The sequence below is a fragment of the Vibrio sp. 10N.237.312.B06 genome (assembly GCF_041464685.1).
GTDB lineage: Bacteria > Pseudomonadota > Gammaproteobacteria > Enterobacterales > Vibrionaceae > Vibrio > Vibrio tasmaniensis_A.
Genome location: NZ_JBFSPI010000010.1, coordinates 26,958 through 53,004, shown reverse-complemented (window position 1 = coordinate 53,004; position 26,047 = coordinate 26,958). Strand labels below are relative to the sequence as shown.

Below are 26,047 nucleotides of genomic sequence, written 5' to 3'. Positions count from 1 at the left end.
AAAGCCCAAAGTAAACAAAGTCACTTTGGGCTTGAATTTCTAAACGAGTCGTTTCAGTTCACTCTATGGGCGAGTAACAAAACCTACCGCTTCGTATGCTTTTTTCAGTGTTACTGCAGCACGCTCAGACGCTTTTTCAGCACCCGCTTTCATTACTGCGTCCATGTAAGCACGGTCAGCACGGATACGGTGGTATTCAGATTGAATCGGCTCAAGCATTTCAACTAATGCTGCGCCTACGTCTTTCTTGAATGGACCGTACATCTCAACGCCTTGGTATTGCGCTTCGATCTCTTCAAACGTTTTACCCGTCGCCGCAGAGTAAAGACCCATTAGGTTAGAGATACCCGCTTTGTTTTCCCAATCGTGGGCAATACGTGGTGGCGTTTCTGCATCGGTTTGCGCTTTGTTGATCTTCTTGATGATCGACTTAGGCTCTTCTAGCAGAGTAATCACGTTCTTACGGTTGTCATCCGACTTAGACATCTTCTTCGTCGCATCTTGCAGGCTCATTACACGTGCATTCACTGTTGGAATGTAAGGTTCTGGAACTTGGAAGATTGGCGTTTCAGGACCGTAGATGTTGTTAAAGCGAGTTGCGATATCACGCGCCAGCTCTAAGTGCTGTTTCTGGTCGCTACCTACAGGCACTTGGTGAGCGCCGTAAAGCAGAATGTCTGCAGCCATCAACACCGGGTAGTCGTATAAACCTACATTTACATCATTTGAGTGACGCGCAGACTTATCTTTAAACTGAGTCATACGGCTCAGTTCACCCATTTGCGTGTAACAGTTAAGAAGCCAACCAAGTTGAGCATGCTCTGGTACGTGTGACTGAACAAATAGCGTGCTCTTCTTTGGATCAACACCGACAGCAAGACAGATTGCTAATGCGTCTAGAGTCGCTTCGTGCAGTGCTTTCGGATCTTGGCGAACCGTAATTGCATGAAGGTCTACAACACAGTATTGGCAATCGTAATCATCTTGCATCTGTTGCCATTGACGTAGAGCACCCAAGTAGTTACCGATACTTAGTTCACCAGATGGTTGAACACCACTCAATACGATGGGCTTGCTCATGGTTTTAATTCCTTTGCTTGTTAGCTAAGCTCGTTAACTTAGTTTCTTAACCTAGTATCTGAAAAACTTAGCTTCTTAACTTTAAAATAGAAAGCCGTACAGCTCTTCTGTACGGCTCATCCAGTGTACTCATTGATAAGTATTTTGCTAGTAGGTTAGCTAACTTTTATCCGCTTTATGCTGAAACTAGAACGACATCTAGTAATTGCGCAATATTGTCTGCGACATAGTCAGGGTTTGATACTGAAATCGACTCACCGTGGTTGTAGCCGTATGTCAGACCAAACGAGTGACAGCCGGCATTCTTAGCCGCTTTGATGTCATTGCTTGAATCGCCAACCATCAGCATCTCTTCAGCTTTTACATTGTGCTTTTCTAGCAACCAGTTCAGCGCGACTGGATTCGGCTTTTTCTCTGGGAAAGAGTCGCCGCCCAACACATCAACAAAGTACTTATCGATACCGTGTTGCGCCAGAACGGCTGGTACAAATTTCGATGGCTTGTTTGTTACAAGCGCCATGGTGAAGCCCGCTTTATCCAACTCAGCTAACGTTTCTTTTACTGATGGGTAAAGGTGGCTCAGCTTATGGCCACTCTGCTCGTAAAAATCATCAAACAAGATACGCGCTTTCTTTAGCAGTTCAGGCTCTAGGTTTGGATCAACCGTCAAGTTGCGGCTCAGTGAGCGCCCGATAAGAACGTCAGCACCATTACCCACGTAGTCGCGAACTTGCTCTTCGCTTACAGAAGAAAAACCCAGTTCCTGACAAGCCTGATCGGCGGCAACAGCCAAATCAGGCACGCTATCTAACAAGGTTCCATCCAAATCAAAGGCAATCAGTTTTATTGAGCTTAATGACATCTTACTTTCCTATTTATTATGTCCGTCTTATGAGTTGAGCTCCAAGACGTAAAAAAGGGGCCAATGAGCCCCTTAATATTCAATCTATCTGTAGTTTTACGATTATGCGTTTACTTTTGCAAGCTCTGAACGCATCTCATCAATCACTTCTTTGTAATCCGGTTGATTGAAGATAGCAGAACCGGCAACAAACATGTCTGCGCCCGCTTCTGCGATTTCACGGATATTATCTACCTTCACGCCACCATCAATTTCAAGACGGATATCACGGCCTGATTCGTCAATAAGTTTACGAACTGCGCGCAGCTTATCAAGTGTGTGAGGAATGAAAGATTGACCGCCAAAGCCAGGGTTCACTGACATCAGTAGAATCATGTCGACTTTGTCTAGGATGTAATCAAGGCAAGAAAGTGGCGTTGCTGGGTTAAGTACGACACCCGCTTTACAGCCGTGTTCTTTGATTAACTGTAGAGTGCGATCAACGTGCTCAGACGCTTCAACGTGGAAGGTAATCATTGATGCGCCAGCTTTGGCAAACTCAGGTACGATACTGTCTACTGGCTTAACCATTAGGTGAACATCGATAGGAGCTGTGATGCCGTAGTCGCGCAATGCTTTACAGATCGGTGCACCAAAAGTCAGGTTAGGTACGTAGTGGTTATCCATCACATCGAAGTGCACAACGTCGGCACCGGCTGCGAGTACTTTTTCGACGTCTTCACCAAGACGAGCAAAATCTGCAGACAAAATCGATGGAGCGATTAGAAAATCTTTCATACCAAACCTCTTAAGAGTGAGTAAATTGCGAATATCACCGCCTTGTGACCTCTCATACACAAGTACAAGACTCAATCCCAAGACTATTTGGTGTGCAATTCTACCTAAGCACCTAAGCAGATCCTAGCAGTTCGAAAGATTAGTTTAAGAAAGTACCCGTGGGTCACTCAATTTAATGAGTTCGAGGATTATTCTGACGACGACAATTCTGTTGAAGCGTGTTGCTGGTTTTTCTCTTTATGGAAAAGCGCCAGTAACTCATCAACTTTATTGCGCCCTGCGCCATTACGGCTAATGGTGCGCTTAACCTTGACCACGTTCAGTTCCGCACCATGGTATAAACGGCGCGTTAAGGTGGTGTCATGGTTTGAAATCAAGACAGGAATATCGCGTTCCATCGCCGCTTTTTCAGCGACATCCGCCAGTGCAGCTTGGTCATCTAAGCTAAAACCATTACCTGCGTAAGAGGTAAAGTTAGCCGTGTTCGACAGCGGTGCGTATGGAGGATCACAGTAAACCACGCAACCTTTACGCGCGCGGCTAAAGGTTTCATGGTATCCCTCACAGACGAAGGTGGCTTTTTTCGCTTTCTCAGCAAAAAACTCTAGCTCGGCTTCAGGGAAATAAGGTTTTTTATAAGAACCAAACGGAACGTTAAAACCGCCCTTCTTGTTGTAACGACACAAGCCATTGAAGCCAAATCGGTTCATGTACAAGAAAGCTAACGAGCGATACATAACGTTATCTGTACCATTGAACTCAGCGCGAACATCTAAGAACACTTCTCTACGGTTATTCTCCGGACAGAACCAACGCTTCGCTTCAGTGATATAGGTTTCAGGATCGGTTTTAAGTAGATTGTATAGGTTGATAAGATCAGGATTAATATCTGCAAGTAGGTACTGTTCAAAATCAGTATTCAGAAATACTGATCCGGCACCGACAAACGGTTCTACCAATTTACGAGCAGGTGGCAGGTGACGTTGGATGTCTTCAACTAGGCCATATTTACCACCAGCCCATTTTAGAAAGGCACGCTGCTTTTTCATTTACTGCTCTATCTATCAACTCAAAAATAAGGCTGCGGAATGTAACATATTTTGAGGCTAAGCTCAGGGTTATTTCGCACGTTCTATCTCTCGATGCACTTGATTCATCGATTTTGCCCAAGGTTCCAACTGTTGAAGTGGTTTTGATAACGCACTTGCCGCATCTCGCGCCACTTGAATCGTTGGGTAATCTTGATAAGTGATAATAAACCACTTGGTGTCGTTACGAAGTGTTGGGTAAATACGAACCTTGTTCTCAAGCTCATACTCTTCAATGAAAGATTGTACATCTTCCAATGATGTCATCGCACTCAACTGCAGGGTATAAGCGCGCGGCGAGATAGCTTGTAGCTCTTCGCGTGCAAATGAAAATGTGATTTTTTTTGTCGGAGGTGCTGATTGTGTTAGCTCTGAACCTTCATTCGTTGCCGGCAATGACTCACGTTCCACAACATCAGGCTGCGGGAGAACGACTGCATCTGTCTTTTCTTCAACTACAGCTTCAATTGCACTGGTATCAACACTCTCAGATTTATCATCAAGCAAAGCATCGACCACATCAGAGGTGATCACCACACGTTGCTGATCTTGTTCTACCTGACCAACACTGGCTGTCTCTTCAACCACGACCGGCGGCAGAGAAGAGCTGTCATCGTCAGCACCTTGATAACTCATATCAACTTCGGCTTCAGAATCGACAGTTCCGTCGATTGTGGCTTGCTCAGTTACATTTTCCACTTCCAACGTTGGAATAACTGTCTGCTCAATAGGGGCGATAATAGATTGCGCTTTATCGTCAGGCGTTGGTTGATTAAACATCCACCAGTAACCGCCGCCGATAACAAGCAACAACAACGCCACCACAATCGCAATATTGATAGGTGAACCAATGATTGAGCGAATAATAATCCTTTTTTCCACTTTCAATTCTCCTAAGGCCATTAGCTCACCGGGCAAAGGTTGCGCTTTTTTAAATGCATTTCGCACCCGAGATTCTGACTCATCATCGACATATCGAATCACCAGTGACTCAAAGAAATGTTCAGCTTCTGGTTGCGAAAGATCATCGATCTCAAGGGCGATAGGTTTGTGCGGCTGACCGTAACTAAGTCGTGTTAATAGCGTGTCTAGGTGACCAGTTTGCGAGAACAGAACGATATTAATCGTCCATTGAGGGTTTGATTGAGATTCAAGTACCAACATCCATAATTCTGATACCAGTAGCTCAGACAATCGGTGGGCGTCATCAATGACAATAAGCACATTACACGTATCTCCATCCAGTAACCTAGCAAGGCTATCAGATAAAGAATCATGTTGATTAAAGAGTGGGTCAGAAACAATCTGACTAAGAATAAGTGCGCGGCGCTGTTGATCGTCTTGGCTTGGGTGACAAAGCAGTAAACACTGATTTTTTTCTGTCGACCATGCTTCAAGATAACGCTGAGCTAACCAAGATCGGCCAGAACCCGTTTTACCAGCAACATTTACAAAGTTTGAACCAAAGTTAGTTAAAAGCTGTAAACGCTCTAGCAACTCAACTTGAGACTCTAACTCCAATACTCTTAAATCATGAGCCAAACTCATTGGGGATCCCTACTGATAAGTTCGATCTGTAAAGCGCTTCAGTTGCCTAACTTTTAGCTAGGCAACCTCACAACCGAATTTAAAGAGTACGGCAGAAATCAATCGCTTGTTTAATGATGTCTTGAGGTACATCAGCAACCACTTCAGCAGTACCAATACTTGTTGGTAATACCAGACGCAACTGACCAGACAGCACTTTTTTATCGCGCATCATGTGCTTCATAAAGTCTTCAAAAGACATGCTTTCTGGCGTATGGATTGGTAGTTTCGCATTCTTGAGTATAGAAATAATTCGCTCAAGTTGCTGCTGAGAAATCAGTCCCTGTAATTGGGCGGTTTTTGCTGCCATTACAGTGCCTGACGACACAGCTTCACCATGTAGCCAATTACCATAGCCTAGTTCTGCTTCAATCGCATGACCAAATGTATGACCTAGGTTCAATAACGCTCTGATTCCTGACTCTTTTTCATCGATAGCAACCACTTCAGCCTTAATTGCACAACAACGAGCAATCGCGGTAATCAGTGCGTCTTCATCAAGTTGATACAGTTTCTCTAGATTCTGTTCCAACCAGCCAAAAAAGGCTTCATCGTAAATGATGCCGTATTTGATCACCTCAGCCATACCCGCTGCAAACTCACGCTCTGGAAGCGTTGATAGGCAGTTAGTATCGATGATGACAGATTTTGGTTGGTAAAAAGCGCCGATCATATTCTTGCCAAGGGGATGGTTCACTGCAGTTTTACCACCTACAGAGGAGTCCACTTGAGAAAGAAGGGTCGTCGGGATTTGAATGAAATCAATACCGCGCTGGTAGCAAGAGGCAGCAAAACCGACCAAATCACCGATAACACCACCACCCAAAGCAATCACCACCACATCGCGGCTGTAATTTCCTTCAAGCATGTAGCTCATCACTGAGTTGAACGTTTCAAGTGTTTTGTATTGCTCACCGTCTGGCAACTCTAAAAGAGATGTCTGACAGCCGACTTGATCCAATAGCGATAAAATTTTATCAGCATAAAGAGGCGCTACTGTCACATTACTGATAACAACAACTTTCTGCTTACCTGATAAAAAAGAAAGGTACGCCGGGTCTTCAAATAACCCGGCGCCAATAGAGATAGGGTAGCTACGCTCAGCTAGATTGACCGTAATCCGTTCCATGGGTTTGCTCTCCGAAAAATGAACTTAACGTTCTTCTAGCATTTTTACGATCTGGTTGGCTACCACTTTTGCACTTTGGTCGTCAGTACGAACTGTGTAGTCCGCCACTTCTTCGTATAGTGCGTTGCGAGATACAGCTAGATCTTCTAGCACATCACGCGGGTTGTCTGTTTGAAGTAGAGGGCGTTTCTTGTCGCGGTTAGTGCGAGCAAGTTGCTTTTCAATTGTTGTCTCTAGGTATACAACAATGCCTCGTGCAGATAGACGGTTACGGTTTTCTTTGCTCAGCACTGAACCACCACCTGTCGCAAGAACAATACCTTGTTCTTCTGTCAGATCGTTGATTACAGATTCTTCGCGCTTACGGAAACCATCTTCGCCCTCAACATCAAAAACCCATGCGATGTCTGCGCCAGTGCGCTCTTCGATCACAGTGTCAGAGTCTAGAAACTCCATATGAAGTTGGGAAGCTAGGTGTCTACCAATTGTACTTTTGCCGGCGCCCATTGGGCCAACAAGAAAAATATTGCGTTTCTCAGCCATGTTTTTAGCAGTAATTTACAACGTTAATTCAATGACATCGCCACAAGGTAGGTCAGTACAAGTACTGAAATTAAAAGGCCCGTGGCACCGATTCCTCACAGATAATTCGTGATAAGACCCGAAATTATCAAGGTTAGGTGCCACTAATGCAACTTTATTTTTAATCTAATTGCTCATTACTGAATCACAACTTTAGGTGTAACAAAAATAAGTAGTTCACTTTTGCCTACATTTTCATAGCTACGACGGAACAATGCGCCAAGAACAGGAAGGTCTCCTAATAGTGGAACTTTATCAACTTGGCTGCTCACACTGTGTTGAAAAATACCACCTAACACGACCGTTTCACCATTATTAACAAGCACTTGCGTTCCAATTCTTTGCGTGTCAATGGCGACAGCTTCACCGGTGCCGGTTTTCACCACTTGCCCCGGCCTATCTTGAGTCACGCTCAAATCCAATACCAAACGATTGTCGGGTGTGATCTGCGGAGTCACCTTGAGACTCAATACCGCTTTCTTAAATGCGACTGAAGTAGCACCACTTGAAGAAGACTCTAAATAAGGGATTTCAGTACCTTGCTCAATATAAGCGGGTTTTTTATTGGTGGTAATTAAGCGTGGGCTAGAAATAATCTCTGCTTTCGACTCTTGTTGCAGTGCTGACAATTCAAGATCGAGCAAGGTATCAGAACCCAGCTTGGCTACCTGAAACGCAATACTCGACGCGCTCGGGGAAGTTGCTCCTAAATTAACGTTGAGGAAATCGTCAATCGCACTATTCCCACCATTATCGTCATACGGCGTAATTTGCGATGGATGGTTGCCCTCTATCGAGCCGCCAACTTTGAAGCTTCCGTTAGTCGAGGAAACGCCCCAACGCACTCCTAGTTCATCAAGATTACCCTCAGTAACAGTGACAATACGTGCTTCTATCTGAACTTGCTTCACGGGAATGTCTAGCGATTCAATAATGCCTCGTATCACCGCAATGTTTTCTTCCAATTCACGGATCAACAGGGAGTTAGTTCGCTCATCAATGGTAATCGAGCCTCGCTCGGACAACATGCTTACCGCCCCTTCCCCACCAATCATGTCGGCAATGTCGGTGGCTTTGGCAAAGTTAATCTTGATGATTTCCGACTTGAGTTCACCTAGCTCTTCTTCCAAACGAGATTTCTCTAGCGCTTGTTGCTCTCTAAGGTCGAGCTCAGCTTTAGGTGCCACCAAGATAACGTTGCCATCAACACGCTTATCCAATCCCTTAACTTGCAAGATAATGTCGAGAACTTGCTGCCAAGGCACACCATCTAAACGTAAAGTCAGATTACCCGTGACTGAATCAGAAACAACGAGATTGAAATCGTTGTAATCAGCAATAAGCTGCAAAACATTACGTACAGGGATATCTTGGAAGTTAATCGATATCACCTTGCCTTCTTTTTCTAAAACATTTTTCTCTATTGTCACTTCATCAATAGTAGGCCTACTGATCACTACCTCAATAAAGCGACCTTTTAAGTTGTATTCATATTGATAGTCACCAGCGATCGTTGCCAACAATCGCGTACTGGGCGTTTCCTTATACACCTCAATACCTTCAACTAAGGTCGCGAAGTCCTTCACATCCAGAAGGTAAAGCTTATCGTCATTCACCTGAGTATTGAGTAACTCGATACTTAAACCTTCCTGAGCACGTTGAACATCCACCACAGCAGTACTGGTTGCCAATTCGATAATGATGACGGCGTCTTTCTCCTTGTTGACCCTAAAATCAATATTTTCCAATTGATTTGGCAAGCTCTCGGCATAGCTGAACACGCTAACCACCAACATCACAGACACAACTAGGCTTTGCAGCCCTTTGTTTATTAACTTACTTAGTCCTTTAATCATATTTACATCTCATATCCACATCATGTGACATTGGTTTACTTCAGAGCGAGCTTAACGTTGCGCTTATGCCAACAACCTAAACCATCTGGAAGGGTTTCATTAATCTGTACGTACTGGCTCGTCACCTTAGTCACTCGACCATTATTTAAGCCAATAAACTGACCTTTTTTCACATTGACCACGTTCCCTTTTGGGGTTTGTACTAACCCTGAAACGCTTGTTCCACTGCCCATTACGCCTCTTAAACGCAGCTTACTCAGTGGGTATTTTTCTAACTTGCCAATACGAGAGCGAGCGTTCGGCTGCCAACAGTCTTTCTTCACCAAGGGTTGATTTTGCACCATGGCTTCTTTAGGAAGTTCAAAGGGAGGACGAAAAGCGTGGCGTTGATAAGTTGCGGCCAAGAACTCCGTTTCTGGGACAAGTTTTTCTACCTCTTTTCTCGCCTTAGCTTCAACTTGCCTCACAAAATCTTCTAACGAATCCTGATTGGCTTTACAGCCTGAAAGCACAAGCAGTAACAATAGGGACAAAAGGACGCTACTGAATTTCATCATTCACCTCCGATTTAAACTGATAGGTGTAAGCTCGAACCCTGAAGTGCAGCGTGCTGCTTTCTTGACTGACTCGCTGCCAATTCACATCATCGAAGCTAATAATGCGCGGCAGTTTTGCGATGGCTGCGGAGAAATCACCAATCTCGTGGTAATCACCGGTTAGCTCAATATTGAGGGGTAACCGATAGAGGAATTCCTTGTTCTGCTTTTGCCCCCAATCAATGCGCGTAAAGGTTAGCGCATTATCCAAACCAAGTTCATTCACTGAGGCCAACATACTGGCGAGCTCCTTTTGAACTGGCAACTGTTCTAACAGATAGTCGTAGCGACTGGTTAGCTCATCCAACTGACTCTGAAGCTTAGGCAAAGCCGCAACCTTGTTCGCTTTTATCCTTAATGTTGCTTTCAAAGTCTGCTCTTGCTGCTTCATCTGCTGCAGTTCATCGTCTAAAGGCAGCACATACAGCCAAGTCCCGACACCTTGGATTAATATCACCAGCAACAGAATAACGAGCAGTTGGGGCAACAACGGCCATTCGGTGATCTCATCAACATCGAGATCTTGCAAGCTCACACTATTTTGCCAGCTAATCCTACTTTGAAGGTTAGCCATGATTTGCCCCCTTCTCTTTTCTGCTCGCGGTTGCGCTCTCTGCGGTTGTGTTTTCTAAAGAAACAGGGCTAAACACAAAAGAGACCTTGAAGGTCTGAAACTCTTTATTGAAGCGCTTTCGGTTATGGATAATAGAGTGCATCTCGACCCCTTTAAGAGAATCAGAACGCTCTAGATTGTCCAACATTGTGGCGAGGCGAGCCGTACTGTCGCTGATACCTGCCATCTCAATCTCCTGACCATTCATCTTTATCTTGTCGACATACACGCCCTCAGGAATCAGCTCCGGCATTAGATTCATAAAGTCGGTGGTCTTATTACGGCCAAGCTGTAACGACTCCACGACATCAAGTCGAGTCAGAATGGCTTTGTGTTCTTGTTCTGCAACTTTTAACGATTGAATTTGTCGGTCGAGCTCGGCAATGTATTGATTAAGATAATTGAGGCGAGCTTGCTGTTTGGCTTGTTGACCCTGAAAATAGTGACCAATCGCCCATTGCCCTGTAAGTGCAATGATGACGCCAAGAATGACTAGGTGGATAAAACGCTTCTTGTGCTGAGCGCGAATCTCATCACGCCACGGCAGCAGGTTAATTTGATGCAACATGCTTCTCTCCTTGCCACTTGAGTCCACTCATCGCCATACCCGCGGCAATGCCGAAATGTTGCCAGTTCATCGGCAGTTGGTGCCGCTTCGCCACCTTGTTCTCAAATAACGATAAAGGATTGAGCGATTCACAACTCATCTGAAAATGGCGCTCTAGATCTTCAACTACCATCGGAATGCTGGCTCCTTCGCCCATCAGCCAGATCCCGGATATCGGCTCAAGTGCATTCACTGAGGAATAGAGTTGCAACTGTCGCTTAAGCTTTTCAACCAAATTAACAATAAACCGATGTGTGTCCTCTGCGTTGCCGAAAACACCTTCTGTATAACTCGGGCTGTCAGTACCGCGAAGATCTTGAGTACCAAAGGCGATGTCTTTATAGAAAGGTGCTGAATCCTGCGGGATAATGCCTAACGACGTTTGGTCAACTCCCACGTCCACTAGCAACCAGTTACTTTTTTCAGGATAAGGCGTGAAGCCAACTGCCAAATATTGAGCAGACCATGTGCTTGGGTGTCGACGACAACAGGTTTAAATCCGGCTTTATTTAAAGCATCCGCTCGACTGTCTACAACTTCCTTACGAGTCGCATATATCTGATAGCTACTTGTCGATCCTTTACCAAATCGTTTGTCTTCCAGCTTTACAAAATCTAAACTCAGCTCCTCGATAGGAAAGGGAGATTGATGAGCAAAGGTTTGATAGATAGAAAACTCCTTTTCTCTGTCTTCTAAGTCACTCTCTATTTGCAGTACTTTGCTGATCACCGTGTTATCGGGTACCGAAATGGCGACGTTGCGACAGCCAAAAGGCAGTCCTTTCCTAAGTTCTTTAAGTTTCTTAACAGTTTTCTGATACTCCAAAGTATGGTTAGCTGTAAAAATGTCGTCCGAAATCGGCAGCTCTTTGTATCCCACTAGGGCATACAACTCCCCCACGGGTTTTAGTACCACGGCTTTGATGCTGTGATGATTTATATCTATACCTGTAATTAATGATGAACCCATGTGACCTAGCTCCTGAAGTGCCAAGCATTTCGTTGATTATCTAGGGGTTGTGATTATTAGTTAAATAAGCGTTAATAAACGAAAGCTAAGTTTTTAACCTAGAGTACAAGGGTTTGCTGCTTATCAGCCTTAACTAATCAGGGATTATCCGGTGAAGTTCATAAAGCGATTATTCATATTTACATTGATTTGCATGATTCTTGGAGTCAGTACAATTTTCGGGTTTTACTATTACGTAAAACCAGAGTTACCTGATGTTGCCACTTTGCGTGACGTAGAACTCCAAACGCCAATGCAAGTCTTCAGTCAAGACGGTAAATTGATCTCTCAATTTGGTGAAAAGCGTCGTAATCCCGTGACTTATGACGAGATTCCTCGCCACCTAGTTGAAGCTTTGATTGCTACCGAAGATAGCCGCTTCTACGAGCACCCTGGTATTGATCCAATTGGTATCACTCGAGCAGCACTCGTGGTTGCTATGTCCGGTTCAGCCAAACAAGGGGCAAGTACCATTACTCAGCAGCTGGCGCGTAACTTCTTCTTATCTAATGAGAAAAAGATCATGCGTAAAATCAAAGAGATCTTCATTGCGATCCACATAGAGCAACTTCTGAGTAAAGAAGAAATCATGGAGCTTTACGTAAACAAGATCTTCCTTGGTCACCGTTCATATGGTTTCGGCGCAGCAGCGCGTGTTTATTTTGGTAAGGATCTTCCTGAACTCACTTTAAGTGAATTGGCAACGCTTGCGGGCATGCCCAAAGCACCTTCAACTATGAACCCTATTTATTCTGTTGAGCGTGCGACCAACCGTCGTAACGTGGTGTTACGTCGTATGCTCGACGAAAAATACATCACTCAATCAGAGTACGATGACGCTCGCAGTGAAGAACTTATCTCGAAATATCACGGTGCCGAGATTGAACTGAGCGCGCCGTATGTAGCAGAAGTTGCACGAGCTTGGATGGTTGAACGCTATGGTGAAGCCGCTTACACATCAGGCATGAAGGTTTACACGACCGTTGATTCAAAACTGCAAAAAGCAGCGAACCAAGCCGCGATTAAGAACCTACTCGGCTACGATGAGCGTCACGGTTACCGTGGTGCTGAAAAAGTATTATGGCAAACGGCGCAATCAGCTTGGGATCATGAACAAATCGTTAAGCACCTTAAATCTCAACCAACCTATGGTGACTTAGTACCAGCAGTTGTAACCGCTGTTGATTCGAAAAGCGCTCAAGTTTGGGTTAAGAACCAAGGTGAAGGCACTATCGAGTGGCAAGGCATGAATTGGGCGCGTAAATTCCTAACGGACAACCGCCAAGGTCCAGCGCCTTCTCAAGCGAAAGAGATTTTGGCTGTGGGTGAGCAAATTTGGGTTCGCCATGAAGCAGTAACAGGCGATGAAGTATCTGAAGAGCCTACCGAAGAAACAACAACTGAACCTGAAACACCGATTGTATGGCGACTAAGCCAAGTACCGAATGCGAACACCGCATTTGTTGCAATGAACCCGAACAACGGCGCGGTATTGTCAATGGTGGGTGGCTTTAACTTTGTACACAACAAGTTCAACCGTGCAACGCAATCTATTCGTCAGGTGGGTTCTGGTATCAAACCATTTATCTACTCAGCAGCGATTGAGAAAGGCTTAACGCTAGCCTCACTGATCAACGATGCGCCTATCAATCAATGGGATAAGAGCCAAGGCACGGCATGGCGACCAAAGAACTCACCACCGACCTATGTGGGTCCAACTCGTTTACGTATTGGCTTAGCTCAATCTAAAAACGTAATGGCAGTACGTGTACTGCGCGAAGTGGGCTTGGATGATACTCGTAACTACCTAACTCGATTTGGTTTTGATATTGACGAAGTACCGCGCTCTGAAACCATTGCTCTGGGTGCGGGTAGCTTAACGCCAATGAAGGTAGCTCAAGGTTACTCAGTATTCGCTAATGGCGGCTACTACGTTGAACCTTTCTACATCAGCCGCATTGAAACACCATTTGGTGAGACTGAATTCCAAGCGACACCGAAAGTAGTGTGTAAAGACGATTGCCAACAGCCAATGACCTCAGATTCAATGGCTGATGAGTTTGCCGAGCAAGATGTGGATGCCCAAGTACAGTACGCACCCCAAGTGATCACTGAGCAGAACGCGTTCCTTGTTCGTGAAATGATGTACAGCAATATCTGGGGCGGCGGTGACTGGAGTGCTGGCACAGGCTGGAATGGTACAGGTTGGCGTGCTCAACCGCTGAAGCGTCGCGATATTGGCGGAAAAACCGGTACCACCAATGACTCGAAAGATACTTGGTACAGCGGTTACGGCCCTGGCATGGTTGCAACGGTATGGGTTGGCTTTGACAACCACAACCGTAACCTAGGTCGAACCAAAGCGAACTCTAACCTTGGTAAAAATCAAATTACAGGTGCAGAAGCGGGCGCTAAAACAGCAGAGCCGGCATGGGTTGATTTCATGGGCACAGCGTTAGCGGGTGTTCCGGCACAACGTAAAGAGCTTCCAGAAAATATCGTTCGCGTTCGTATCGACCGTGAAACTGGCTTACTGACCAACAAGTTCGACAGCTCATCAATGTTCGAGTATTTCGAGAAAGGCACTGAGCCAACCGAGTACATTACTGAACGTTTCAATGATGACATCTACTCAACGTCATCAGGTGAAGCAGTAGAAGAGCTGTTCTAGTTAGGGTTTGTTGAACCAAGTAACATGAACCAACAAAAAGGGTTGATATGTATTCATATCAACCCTTTTTTTGTGTCTATAATCAGAGCTATCTACGATTTAAATTACTAAACAGCTTTATCTAATTGAGTTCGGATAGCCTCAGCCAATTGCTCAAAGCGCCCCTTTAACGGAGAGCCCGGTCGGTAGGCAACAACAATGCGACGTGAAGGTGTTGGGTTCACCGCTGGAACGTAACACACACCATCTTTCTGTTTTTCCTTCGGTACCGATAGCTGAGGAAGCAAGGTAATACCTGCCCCTGCCGCCACCATGTTACGCAGCGTTTCTAAGCTGGTCGCTTTAAAGCGCTCATCATCTTTTGCACCCGCAGCAAAACAGAAGCCTAAGGCTTGGTCTCGCAAGCAGTGGCCATCGCCCAGTGCAAGTACGGTTTGTCCATTTAACTGCAGCATATCAACAGTGTCTTGCTTAGCCCACTCATGATCACACGGTACTGCGACGCTTAACGGTTCGTTATACACATCAATCTCTTTGAACGCCGCCGTTTCATCAACTGCAGCCAATACCAAGCAATCAAGCTTGCCATCTTCAAGTTGACTCACTAGCTGATGGGTCTGCGCTTCATGCAGGTAAAGCTCAAGATCGGGAAAGCACTCTTTAAGGTGAGGAATGATCTTAGGTAAAATATAAGGGCCAACGGTCGGAATAAAACCAATGTGCATCGGCCCTGTCATCGCTTCACCGTGTCCACTTGCCATATCCTTAAAAGTCTTTACTTCATTGAGAATACGCTTGGCTTGTTCAACAAGTTGTAACCCTGATTCTGTAAATATGACCTTCCTTGGACTACGCTCGGTTAACTGAAGTCCAATTTCATCTTCTAGTTTGCGTATTTGACCGCTTAGTGTCGGCTGACTGACAAAGCACGCTTCTGCCGCTTTTCGGAAGTGTTTGTGCTCTGCGAGCGCCACCAAGTATTCAAAGTCACGAATGTTCATGATCAGTCTCTTACCTCTGGTTTAATAAGAACAAGGGGTTTCATAGAAACATTTAAAAGAAAAATGCTCTTGATAGAATTTACCTATCAAAACCATAACATCAAACGATTAGAGCTATCAAAGGATTTGTCTAATAATGGGCTCAACGAAACGAAACAGAGCAAAGAAAAACGTTAAGCTCTGATAGAACAAAATTCAAAATACTATTTAAGGAAATCAATATGTTTGCATCTAAAGAAGGTCAATCAATCCCTCAAGTAACATTCCCAACTCGCCAGGGCGATGCATGGGTTAACGTAACGACGGAAGAGCTATTCAAAGACAAGACAGTTATCGTATTCAGCTTACCAGGTGCGTTTACACCGACATGTTCTTCAAGCCACCTGCCTCGTTACAACGAGCTACATTCTGTATTCAAAGAAAACGGTGTTGATGACATTCTATGTGTTTCAGTAAACGACACATTCGTAATGAACGCTTGGAAAGCAGACCAAGAAGCTGAAAAAATCACATTCATCCCAGATGGTAACGGTGATTTCACAGACGGTATGGGTATGCTAGTTGAGAAAAACGACATCGGCTTCGGCAAACGTTCATGGCGCTACAGCATGCTGGTTAAAAACGGCGTGGTAGAAAAAATGTTCATCGAAGAAGACGTACCAGGCGACCCGTTCAAGGTTTCTGATGCAGATACTATGCTTAACTACATTGCTCCTGAGCACAAAGAGCAAGAGTCAATCACAGTATTCACTAAGCCAGGCTGTCCTTTCTGTATGAAAGCGAAGCAGAACCTAATCGACAAAGGTTTGAACTACGAAGAAGTAGTACTAGGTAAAGACGCGACAACAGTAAGCCTACGTGCAATCTCTGGTCGTACAACGGTTCCTCAAGTATTCATCGGTGGCAAACACATCGGTGGTAGCGAAGAACTTGAAGCTTTCCTAGGTTAATGACTTACCATCGATATAAGCTTAATCGTTAAGTTAACTAAGCAATATCAGCTAACCCACCCTCTTGTGGGTTAGCTATTCCAAACACACTTATCTGAGCTTTGGAAAAAGAATATAGCTTGTGACTCGCCCGTCTTTAACTAACCTATAGTTAGTAACAAGAAGCAGTTAGCAATAAAGGCAGAGCGACAAGCTAAACCTAATAAAACAGAATCACAAAACTGACCCGCAATCCTGACTCTTAAAAAATCACCAGAGTTGGAGGGGTTCGTTCAAACTAAATTTAGCTATTGCGAGAAAATTATTATGAAACAAGTCAATGTAGATGTAGCAGTTATCGGGGGCGGTACGGCAGGTTTAGGTTCTTACCGCGCTGCAAAAGCACACACTGACAGTGTTGTGATGATTGAAGGCGGCCCTTACGGTACAACCTGTGCTCGTGTTGGTTGTATGCCATCTAAACTGCTTATTGCAGCTGCAGAAAGTGTACATCACATCGAGAAAGCTCCGGCTTTTGGCGTTCACCCACAAGGTGATATCGCGATCAACGGCCGTGAAGTGATGGACCGAGTGAAGTTTGAACGTGACCGTTTTGTTGGTTTTGTTTTAGAAGGTGTTGATGAAATTCCAGAGCAAGACAAGATCTCTGGCTACGCAAAGTTCTTAGATGACAACACGCTACAAATCGATGACCACACAGTTGTGACGGCTAAGCGTATTGTTATCGCAACAGGTTCTCGCCCTGCCTACCCTGCAGTTTGGAATGAACTTGGCGACCGTCTAATCATTAATGATGACGTATTCAGCTGGGATGATTTACCAGAATCAGTGGCAGTATTTGGCCCGGGCGTTATTGGCCTAGAGCTTGGTCAGTCACTGCACCGCTTGGGTGTAAAAACAAAACTGTTCGGTTTAGGTGGTCAAGTAGGCCCGGTAACCGACCCAGAGATCATGGCTTACGCAGACAAAGCCTTCAATGAAGAGTTCTACCTAGATGCCGACGTGAAAATCGAAAGCATGAAACGCATTACCACAGAATCGGGTGAAGCTCGCGTCGAAATCCAGTTCATCAATAAAGAAGATGAACTAGAAACTAACGTCGTTGAATATGTACTTGCAGCAACAGGTCGTCGTCCAAACACTGATAAGCTTGGCCTAGAGAATACCTCTCTAGAACTTGATGAACGTGGTGTGCCAGTTGCAGACCACTACACGCTACAAACATCGCTGCCATCAGTATTTATTGCTGGTGATGCGAGCAACCAACTGCCTCTACTGCATGAAGCAGCAGACCAAGCACGTATTGCGGGTGATAATGCAGGTCGCTTCCCTGAGATTCGTGCAGGCCTACGCCGCTCTAAAATCTCTGCGGTATTCTCTGATCCACAAATCGCGATGGTTGGTGAAACTTACAAAGAGATCACCACACGCTTAGGTACATGTGGTTGTTTCGCAACAGGTGAAGTGTCTTTCGAGAACCAAGGTCGTTCACGAGTGATGCTACGCAACAAAGGTATTCTGCACGTTTACGGCGAGCAAGGTACAGGCCGCTTCCTTGGTGCTGAAATGATGGGACCAAACGCAGAACACTTGGCTCACCTATTAGCTTGGGCACACCAAAACAAGATGACGGTTTCTGAAATGCTGGATATGCCGTTCTACCACCCAGTGATTGAAGAAGGTGTGCGAACAGCGCTACGTGACCTCAATGCGAAACTGCACCTAGGTCCAGAGATGGTGAAACACTGTCTAGATTGTGGTCCTGGTTGTTAATCGCAGAATATTGCTAGGCAGTTAGCAGTTTAATTTGTTAACAAAGACTAGATACTAAAAAGGAAAGCCAGTGGCTTTCCTTTTTGTTTTGGCTAAACGCATCAGCTAATCAAAGTTAAACTCGTCATTCCATAACCAAGGGACGAGGTGTCTGGGATCTCTTGAAGCCATTGCGTCACTAAAAGCTTTAAGCAATTACTTCTCAGCAGCAATCACAGAGATCTCAACAAGTAGCGCTTCACGAGCCATATCACCCGTTACACATGCGCGAGCTGGAGCGTGACCTTCAGGAACCCATGCATCCCATACTGCGTTCATTTCTTGGAAGTCTTTCATGTCTTTCAAGTAAATCGTTGCTGACAGCATGTGCTCTTTATCGCTGCCCGCTTGCTCAAGTAGGGCTTCCACTTTATCTAGCATCGTTTGTGTTTGTTCTGTGATGTCTTTAGTTGCATCAGCACACACCTGGCCACATAGGTAGATAGTGCCGTTGTGTTTAACAATACGGCTCATGCGTTGTTTGGTTTCTTGGCGCTCAATCATCGACTTTCTCTCTCTGTGTCACCGTGATCCAATATCTTGTGACGTGTTATTATCAAGGCAACAAGCATAACGCGAATCAAACCCAAGATGACATGCATTCATTGCAATAAAAGTGAAAAAATCCGTAACAAACTCGGCCGCTGCCAGCGCTGCATGAATCAGCTGATGGTGTTGTCGATTTTAAGTTGGGGAGCATGGTGGGTGTTTTTCAAAGAAGACCCAAAAACCATCAATGCCATCGCTTTGATGATGGCCGCTTTCGTATTCAGCGGCTTGCTGTCGTTGCATTGGATAATGAAATTTGTCGTGCTGCCTTTAAGGAACAAAAAGCGTTAGCAGAGAGACTTTATTAGATAAACGATAATGGCTAGATGTTCGATTCAATGACCCGATAGTGCTTCGATTTAACGACCTATCTTCACTTCCCAAACAGCAGATAGAAAAAAGCCCCAGAACCAATCGATTCTAGGGCTTTCTTAGAAAATTCTAAGAAAAAGCAGTGGTACTTTAATAGACCGGACTTTTCTTAGTTTGTTCCCAAAAAAGATCAGATTTTTGATCTTTTTTTTAGGTGCCATAAAATCAATGCCTTATGCAACATTCACCTTTGCGATAATCTGTTCAACCAAGTTCACTTCCAACGCCACTTCATCACATGCATGTTGGCGAGGACACTGATCACAATCTTTCAGTACCTTCTCAGGTAGCAAAGATTTCGATGTTGGTAAAAAGTCATGCTTCATAAAGAACTCTGGGGTACGAGTCAGCACAAACACCTTCTTAATGGCCATTTGTCGCGCTTTATCAACCAAGTGCTGCACAATAGCGGTGCCCTGCCCTTGGCCTTGCCAACCAGCTTCAACACCTAACGAACGAATTTCCGCTAAACCAGAGTCATACACATAGAGTGATGCACAACCTGTCACCTCACCATGATGCTCTGCGACGGCAAACGAACCAATATCACGCACCAGTTCATTACGAGAACGAGGCAGGTTTTCACCCATATTCGCCCAGTAGGCCACCATGCCTTCCAACGCTTCAATATCGGTCAGACGAGCAGAACGAACCTTAACGATAGAAGTATCACGCTGTGATAAACGCTTCTCTGCTTGGTCAACCGCGTAAGCCACTTGTTGTGGTGATACACCGCCTAGCGCACTACGTTTTTCAAGACACGACTCAATGGTCAGGATGTCATACACATCCTCTTCAATCACCTCAGAGAACTCTTTCATCTCTGCGATGGTTAACTCTTCTAATGCGCAGCCTTTAGCAATCGCTGCGACGACTGTTACACCAACAATATGGTGAGCTTCACGGAAAGGAATGCCTTTCGCTACTAAGTAATCAGCCAATTCTGTTGAGTTCGCATAACCTTGCTTCGCTGCTTCAAGTGTACGTTCGCCGTTCACTTTAATGCCATCAAAACAAAGAGCAGCCATTTCCATACAATCATTCCAAGTATCTAAAGCGTCGAACAGACCTTCTTTATCTTCTTGCATGTCTTTGTTGTACGCCAAAGGCAGAGCTTTCACTGTCATCATCATTGCGGCTAATGAACCGTATACACGGCCAGTTTTGCCACGGATAAGTTCTAGTGCATCCGGGTTTTTCTTTTGTGGCATCAGAGATGAACCTGACGTCACTGTATCGGCTAACTCGATGAAGTTTGATTCACCTGAGTTGTAGAAAATCATATCTTCTGCAAGACGTGAAAGGTGAAGCATTGAGATAGATGCAATCGACATCAGCTCCATCACATGGTCACGGTCAGAAACTGAATCTAGAGAGTTACGCGTTGCACGATGGAAACCTAAGTTGTGAGCTAACTCTTCACGGTCCATCGGATAAGCAGTTCCAGCAAGGGCACCAGAACCCAGCGGACATGTATCTAGACGCTTAATCGCATCATTCAAACGAGAATAATCACGCTCAAGCATTTCAACGTAAGCCAAGCACCAGTGAGCAAAAGTTACCGGCTGAGCACGTTGTAAGTGAGTGTAGCCAGGAAGTACGGTTTCTTGATGCTGAGAAGCAACGTTCACCATTTGGCTTTGTAGGCGATCCAATGCAAGTAGCAGTTGGTTACCTTGCTGACGACACCATAGTTTAAGGTCTGTGGCCACTTGGTCATTACGAGAACGGCCAGTGTGAAGTTTTTTGCCCAAGTCACCGACTTTGCCGATAAGTTGTTGCTCGACCCAGCTGTGAATATCTTCTGCATCAGAACGTAGAATCTGTTCAGGATCTTCCATCACCTCAAGTTTTAGCTCATTCAACGCTAACTCAAGCTTCTGTTGCTCTTCTTCGGTTAATACGTTGACCGACAGTAGAGCTTTAGACCAGGCAATTGAGCCCACAATGTCTTGCTCAGCCAATCGGTAATCAAAACGAAGAGAATCGTTAAAATCTTTAAACCGGGTGTCTGCTGCTTGGGTAAATCTACCGCCCCATAATGCCATTGTGTATCTCCTAATTGCACAGTGCTCACTGTTTTTGCAAATGATAATTCTGATTAAAATTCAGTATTTTTCTGATGGTTTAAACTTACGGCAATTCAAAATGAAAATAAAGTATTAATTCATTATTTTCACATATTTATTCATCAATAATTCAATCCATTGATTATTTTTAGCGTGGAGCGCGAATTATATGCCATCCGATAGGAAAAACCGAAGCTGATTTATTCGGCAAATAGAAAGTAAAAAGCCCACTCACTAATCAATAGTGAATGGGCTTTGCATAATAATGTCTGTTTACTGGCCTTCAACCTTTCGCTAAAGGCTAGCTCACTAACTCATTGTTCGGATTACTTTTGGCTATTCAGAGCACGGATACGGCTTGATAGCGAGTAAAGACGGATGAAGCCTTCAGCGTGGCTTTGGTCGTAAACTTCATCTTCACCAAAGGTTGCAAACTCTTCTGAGTACAGGCTGTTGTCAGAACGCTTCTGAGTCACCGTTGCATGGCCTTTGTAAAGTTTGATAACCACTTCACCATTCACGTCTTGTGCTAGCTCTTCTGTCGCAGCAAGAATTGACTTACATAGTGGAGTGAACCAACGACCATCGTATACAAGGTGAGAAGCCTTAACACCTAGCTCTTCACGGAATTCGAATGCCGCTTTATCAAGAACCAGTTGCTCTACTGCACGCAGTGCTTCCATCATGATTGTGCCACCCGGAGTTTCGTAACAACCACGTGACTTCATGCCAACAAGACGGTTCTCTACGATATCGATACGACCAACACCGTGCTTAGCACCCTTCTCGTTTAAGTAAACCAGTGCGTTGTATGGCGTCATTGTTTCGCCATCAACCGCAACCACTTCGCCTTTTTCAACTTTAAGTGTCACTGTTTCAGATTCGTTTGGCGCTTGCTCAGGGTCTACAGTCCAAGCCCAGCAATCTTCGTTAGGTGCATTCCATGTGTTTTCTAGAACGCCGCCTTCTGTTGAGATGTGCCATGCGTTTGCATCACGCGAGTAAATCTTAGTAAGAGAAGCCGTACAAGGGATGTTACGCTCAGCTAGGTAATCTAGACACTCTTCACGGCTCACTAGATCCCATTCACGCCATGGTGCAATTACATGTAGATCTGGTGCGAGTGCAGCAAATGCGCCTTCAAAACGAACTTGGTCGTTACCCTTGCCAGTACAACCGTGACACAGTGCGTCTGCACCTACTTTACGTGCGATTTCAACCTGTGCTTTCGCAATGATTGGACGAGCCATTGAAGTACCTAGTAGGTATTTACCTTCGTAGTAAGCGCCCGTTTTCAACGTTGGGTAGATGTAGTCAGCAACCATCTCTTCTTTAAGGTCTGCGATGTAACACTCAGATGCACCAGACGCTTTTGCTTTCTCTTCGATACCAATCAACTCTTCGTCGCCTTGACCAACATCCGCAACAAACGCAACCACTTCACAGTCATAGTTCTCTTTCAACCATGGAATGATTACTGATGTGTCTAGACCGCCAGAGTAGGCTACTACAACTTTCTTTACGTTAACTTTGCTCATTTTCTTTCTCCTAGTTTCCATACTGCACATGGCGGTCAGCGTTGGAAATGACTTCATAATTATATGTTTATTTAATTTGTCTAAATTCTTTAAGTAGTGACTCGTTGTGAGACCTACTGAGGTAAAAACTGTGTTCCTATGCTTTTACCTGAAAACAGTTGTGTTAGCTTTTCTGGGTATCGCCAAGTGGCAACTTCGATTGGTCGACCAAGGTCGTTAGCGGCTTCTAGTGCGGCTTGAACCTTAACGATCATGCCGTCGGTAATCACTTTGCCTGTAATAAGGTCATCAGCTTGTTGTTGATTAAGGCTTGGAATGAGGTGGCCTTTGCCATCCAACACACCACTTACATCAGAAAGCAGTACCAGTTCAGCATCAAGCGCGCCTGCAACGGCAACCGCAGCTTGGTCGGCATTGACGTTCATCAGTTGGCCTTGTTCAGTTAGACCAATTGAGCTGATGATTGGCAGTGCGCCCGCATTAAGAATCGCTTGCAGAACGGTTGAGTCGCCCGGCTCCGCTTTTCCTACCGCGCCCAGTTCAGGGTTCAGTTCACTCACTTTGCATAAACCACCGTCTGCAAGGCTCAAACCAACGGCATTGATACCGTCTTTAATCGCCTGACCTTGAAGTAGTTTGTTGGCCGTGCCTGCTAGTGCACCAGCGATCACAGGGATCTGGTCATAAGGAGTAACACGTAGCCCTTCTTTCTTAACGGTTTCGAGGTTCAACTTATTCATCAAATCATCAACAAGGTAACCGCCGCCGTGAACAATCACGATTGGTCGTTGTGCCTGTTGTTGGTAAGCAGAGATAGCACCAAATAACTTGCTAAGTGTTTCACCACAAGATAGCGCAGCGCCACCTAACTTTATGATTAATGGTTGATTATTAAGGCTCATATCTAGATTTCCTTACACTAACGCAGTTAATGGCGCAAAACCATAACGTAAATTCAAACACTGCATCGCTTGGCTAGATGCACCCTTTAATAAGTTATCAATCGCTGAAACAACGATGATGTGCTGACCTTGAACCTTCCAACCTAAGTCGCAGAAAGGCGTCTGCTCTACATCTTGAATTCTTGGCAATGTCTCTTCGAGTAATCTCACCGCAGGTTTACCTTGGTAAGCTTGCTCAAAGGCATCTTGTATCTGTTGCTCTGTCACGCCGTCAGCCAATTTCATGGTGATGGTCGCCAAAATACCGCGCTTAAAGTTGCCTAGGTGCGGAGTGAAAATCACATCACATCCTAGGTGTGCCGCCATTTCAGGTTGATGACGGTGGTTGAATACGCCATAAGCTTGCAGGCTTACTTCGCAGAAGCTGTTGACCATAGTCGCCTTACGACCGGCTCCAGTAACGCCACTAGTCGCGTTAATCACTGGCCATTGGTTCTCATCCAGTAACTTTGCTTCAACTAAAGGCTTAATCGCCAGTTGTGATGCAGTTGGGTAACAACCCGCGACTGCAACAAGCTGAGCTTCTTTTATTTCTTGTTCGTTCCATTCAGCTAAACCGTAAGCCGCTTTGTCTAGCCATTGTTCGTGTTGATGTTCAAAACCGTAAAACTCTTGATAGAAGTTTTCGCCTTTAACTCTGAATGCACCCGATAGGTCGAACACTTGGCAATCGTTCTCAAGGAAGATTGGCGCTAGGTCGTGACTTACCTCGTGTGCAGTGGCTAGGAAAATCACATCCGACTGCTTAGCTACTTCTTCTGGATTCGTTAATGGCTGCACTGGCATATCAATCAGGCCAGCTAACTTACCGTGCAGTGCAGCGATAGGTTTGCCCGCATCTACACTATTGGCTGAGACATATAAACCTGATAGCGTGAGCTCAGGGTGTCTGTTTATCATTAGAGCCAGTTCTGCTCCTGTATAGCCGCTTGCACCAATGATCGTGGTTTTCAACATCTCAACACATCCATTCTTGAGGTAAGTTATATTTCGAATTTGACTATTCATACTTAATTTTTAGCTATATTTGATTTCTTATGCATTAAATATGATTTAATATGTGTTTTACCGACTTATGGTTTTCCTGTCAATAGTAGAAGTGAAGATATTATGCAATTACCGAGTTTCCTTGAGGTCTATAAAGGCCTAATTTCCACCGACTCCATTAGCTCAACCGATCCAAGCTGGGATCATGGCAACGAGAAAGTGATCGAAAAAATGGCTCAATGGTTTAAAGACGTAGGCTTTAGCGTTGAGGTCGTGGAAGTCGAACCCGGCAAGCATAATATGGTCGCAAAGATGGGTTCTGGCGAAGGGGGCTTATTGCTTGCAGGACACAGCGATACCGTGCCATTCGATGAAGGACGTTGGAACTTCGACCCTCATGCATTGACAGAACACAACAACCGCTTCTACGGATTAGGCACCGCCGATATGAAAGGCTTTTTTGCCTTCGTTTATGAAGCTGCGAAGAAAATGGATTGGAGCAAGCAAACCAAGCCACTTTATGTTTTAGCAACGTGTGACGAAGAAACCACTATGCTAGGTGCACGTCATTTCACTGAAAATGCGCCGTTTAAACCGGACTACTGCATTATTGGTGAGCCGACCAGCCTAGTGCCTATTCGCGGTCATAAAGGTCACGTCGCTAATGCTGTGCGAGTAACGGGTAAATCAGGTCACTCTTCTGATCCTGCATTAGGCGTTAACGCCATCGAGATCATGTATGAAGTGCTGTTTGCTTTAATGCAGCTGCGTGACAAGTTAGTCAAAGAGTACCATCACCCGGGTTTCGCGATTCCAAGCCCTACTCTAAATCTTGGGCATATTCACGGAGGAGATAGCGCTAACCGAATCTGTGGTTGTTGTGAACTGCACTATGACGTTCGTCCTTTACCGGGCATCAGCTTAGATGGTTTGGATAACATGCTGCGCAGCGCGCTCAAGGAAGTAGAAGCAAAATGGCCGGGCAGGATTGAGATTACTCCCCTGCATGAGCCGATTCCGGGTTACGAGTGTCAGCACGATCATCCATTTATCGGTGGCATGGAATCGGTGTGTGAAACCGAATCTCAAACTGTGAACTATTGTACTGAAGCACCTTTTCTTCAGGAGCTATGTCCAACCCTAGTTTTAGGCCCAGGCTCAATCGACCAAGCTCACCAACCGGATGAGTTCTTAAGCTTCGATTTTATTGACCCTACAATTGATGTTCTGAGTAAATCGATCCATAAATATTGTTTCTAGTTATTACTTTCCTTCCGATATTTTCGTATAAAAGCCCCCCGAAAAGGTGGCTTTTATTCTGTTATCCCTGACACAGCCCGATCTTGTAATT

22 protein-coding genes and 1 pseudogene are annotated in these 26,047 nt (G+C 45.0%); 5 read left to right on the top strand and 18 right to left on the bottom strand.

Going from position 1 to position 26,047, the window contains the following annotated elements; translation table 11 throughout:
- Window positions 1–63: 63 nt before the first annotated feature.
- The 12 genes and pseudogenes from trpS to pilM all read right to left on the bottom strand — a co-directional run bounded on the left by trpS (window position 64) and on the right by pilM (window position 11,746).
- Entirely contained in the window at window positions 64–1,080 is a 1,017-nt protein-coding gene (gene trpS / locus AB6C75_RS04570) for a tryptophan--tRNA ligase (protein WP_010435234.1), read from the bottom strand.
- 175 nt (window positions 1,081–1,255) lie between these two features.
- Complete coding sequence (locus AB6C75_RS04565; protein WP_012604940.1) at window positions 1,256–1,942, bottom strand: phosphoglycolate phosphatase; 687 nt, start codon at window positions 1,940–1,942, stop codon at window positions 1,256–1,258.
- A 102-nt stretch (window positions 1,943–2,044) separates the two neighbouring features.
- Window positions 2,045–2,719, bottom strand: a complete 675-nt coding sequence (gene rpe / locus AB6C75_RS04560; RefSeq protein ID WP_009848911.1) for a ribulose-phosphate 3-epimerase — start codon at window positions 2,717–2,719, stop codon at window positions 2,045–2,047.
- A gap of 188 nt (window positions 2,720–2,907) precedes the next feature.
- Complete coding sequence (locus AB6C75_RS04555; RefSeq protein ID WP_012604942.1) at window positions 2,908–3,768, bottom strand: Dam family site-specific DNA-(adenine-N6)-methyltransferase; 861 nt, start codon at window positions 3,766–3,768, stop codon at window positions 2,908–2,910.
- Between the two features lie 69 nt (window positions 3,769–3,837).
- Window positions 3,838–5,355 (bottom strand): SPOR domain-containing protein, encoded by a 1,518-nt coding sequence (locus tag AB6C75_RS04550; protein ID WP_122047188.1) that lies wholly within the window; start codon window positions 5,353–5,355, stop codon window positions 3,838–3,840.
- A gap of 79 nt (window positions 5,356–5,434) precedes the next feature.
- Window positions 5,435–6,523: a 3-dehydroquinate synthase gene (aroB, locus tag AB6C75_RS04545; RefSeq protein WP_009848908.1), complete on the bottom strand. Its 1,089-nt coding sequence runs from the start codon at window positions 6,521–6,523 to the stop codon at window positions 5,435–5,437.
- Window positions 6,524–6,547: 24 nt separating this feature from the next.
- Complete coding sequence (aroK, locus tag AB6C75_RS04540; RefSeq protein WP_009848907.1) at window positions 6,548–7,066, bottom strand: shikimate kinase AroK; 519 nt, start codon at window positions 7,064–7,066, stop codon at window positions 6,548–6,550.
- 176 nt (window positions 7,067–7,242) lie between these two features.
- Window positions 7,243–8,961 (bottom strand): type IV pilus secretin PilQ, encoded by a 1,719-nt coding sequence (locus AB6C75_RS04535; RefSeq protein WP_372107062.1) that lies wholly within the window; start codon window positions 8,959–8,961, stop codon window positions 7,243–7,245.
- Between the two features lie 35 nt (window positions 8,962–8,996).
- Window positions 8,997–9,515, bottom strand: coding sequence for a pilus assembly protein PilP (locus tag AB6C75_RS04530; RefSeq protein ID WP_371695205.1), 519 nt, complete (start codon window positions 9,513–9,515; stop codon window positions 8,997–8,999).
- The gene (locus tag AB6C75_RS04525; protein WP_371695178.1) at window positions 9,502–10,131 is read right to left on the bottom strand and encodes a type 4a pilus biogenesis protein PilO; all 630 of its coding nucleotides are present in this window, start codon (window positions 10,129–10,131) and stop codon (window positions 9,502–9,504) included. The genes AB6C75_RS04530 and AB6C75_RS04525 overlap by 14 nt, the downstream gene beginning before the upstream one ends.
- A complete protein-coding gene (locus tag AB6C75_RS04520) occupies window positions 10,124–10,738 on the bottom strand; it encodes a PilN domain-containing protein (protein ID WP_372107060.1) in 615 nt (204 codons plus the stop codon). The genes AB6C75_RS04525 and AB6C75_RS04520 overlap by 8 nt, the downstream gene beginning before the upstream one ends.
- A pseudogene (gene pilM / locus AB6C75_RS04515) lies at window positions 10,722–11,746 on the bottom strand (type IV pilus assembly protein PilM). Before pilM ends, AB6C75_RS04520 begins: the two are co-directional and overlap by 17 nt.
- 151 nt (window positions 11,747–11,897) lie before the next feature.
- Here pilM and AB6C75_RS04510 point away from each other — a divergent pair.
- Complete coding sequence (locus tag AB6C75_RS04510; protein WP_032555356.1) at window positions 11,898–14,456, top strand: penicillin-binding protein 1A; 2,559 nt, start codon at window positions 11,898–11,900, stop codon at window positions 14,454–14,456.
- 107 nt (window positions 14,457–14,563) lie between these two features.
- Here AB6C75_RS04510 and oxyR read toward each other — a convergent pair whose 3' ends face one another.
- A complete protein-coding gene (oxyR, locus tag AB6C75_RS04505) occupies window positions 14,564–15,457 on the bottom strand; it encodes a DNA-binding transcriptional regulator OxyR (RefSeq protein ID WP_017103618.1) in 894 nt (297 codons plus the stop codon).
- Window positions 15,458–15,678: 221 nt separating this feature from the next.
- On the opposite strand from oxyR, the gene AB6C75_RS04500 reads away from it, so the two are divergent.
- Window positions 15,679–16,407, top strand: a complete 729-nt coding sequence (locus AB6C75_RS04500; RefSeq protein ID WP_010435300.1) for a glutathione peroxidase — start codon at window positions 15,679–15,681, stop codon at window positions 16,405–16,407.
- Between the two features lie 306 nt (window positions 16,408–16,713).
- Entirely contained in the window at window positions 16,714–18,180 is a 1,467-nt protein-coding gene (locus tag AB6C75_RS04495; RefSeq protein WP_372107058.1) for a dihydrolipoyl dehydrogenase, read from the top strand.
- Between the two features lie 195 nt (window positions 18,181–18,375).
- Here the strand turns inward: AB6C75_RS04495 and AB6C75_RS04490 are convergent, their stop codons facing one another.
- On the bottom strand, window positions 18,376–18,723 hold the full coding sequence (locus AB6C75_RS04490) for a RidA family protein (RefSeq protein ID WP_004729674.1): 348 nt from the start codon (window positions 18,721–18,723) through the stop codon (window positions 18,376–18,378).
- An 87-nt stretch (window positions 18,724–18,810) separates the two neighbouring features.
- Between AB6C75_RS04490 and AB6C75_RS04485 the strand changes: the two genes are divergently transcribed.
- A complete protein-coding gene (locus AB6C75_RS04485) occupies window positions 18,811–19,059 on the top strand; it encodes a DUF3624 domain-containing protein (RefSeq protein ID WP_269335890.1) in 249 nt (82 codons plus the stop codon).
- Window positions 19,060–19,313: 254 nt separating this feature from the next.
- On the opposite strand, the gene argH is transcribed toward AB6C75_RS04485, so the two are convergent.
- From argH to argC, 4 genes are all read right to left on the bottom strand, one after another.
- Window positions 19,314–21,188 (bottom strand): argininosuccinate lyase, encoded by a 1,875-nt coding sequence (argH, locus tag AB6C75_RS04480; RefSeq protein ID WP_009848895.1) that lies wholly within the window; start codon window positions 21,186–21,188, stop codon window positions 19,314–19,316.
- Between the two features lie 347 nt (window positions 21,189–21,535).
- Complete coding sequence (locus AB6C75_RS04475) at window positions 21,536–22,747, bottom strand: argininosuccinate synthase (protein WP_065676555.1); 1,212 nt, start codon at window positions 22,745–22,747, stop codon at window positions 21,536–21,538.
- A 113-nt stretch (window positions 22,748–22,860) separates the two neighbouring features.
- The gene (argB, locus tag AB6C75_RS04470; RefSeq protein ID WP_017061138.1) at window positions 22,861–23,649 is read right to left on the bottom strand and encodes an acetylglutamate kinase; all 789 of its coding nucleotides are present in this window, start codon (window positions 23,647–23,649) and stop codon (window positions 22,861–22,863) included.
- 12 nt (window positions 23,650–23,661) lie between these two features.
- Window positions 23,662–24,666: an N-acetyl-gamma-glutamyl-phosphate reductase gene (gene argC / locus AB6C75_RS04465; protein ID WP_017099991.1), complete on the bottom strand. Its 1,005-nt coding sequence runs from the start codon at window positions 24,664–24,666 to the stop codon at window positions 23,662–23,664.
- A 153-nt stretch (window positions 24,667–24,819) separates the two neighbouring features.
- Between argC and argE the strand changes: the two genes are divergently transcribed.
- Window positions 24,820–25,956, top strand: a complete 1,137-nt coding sequence (gene argE, locus AB6C75_RS04460) for an acetylornithine deacetylase (RefSeq protein ID WP_372107054.1) — start codon at window positions 24,820–24,822, stop codon at window positions 25,954–25,956.
- The last annotated feature ends 91 nt before the right edge of the window (window positions 25,957–26,047 follow it).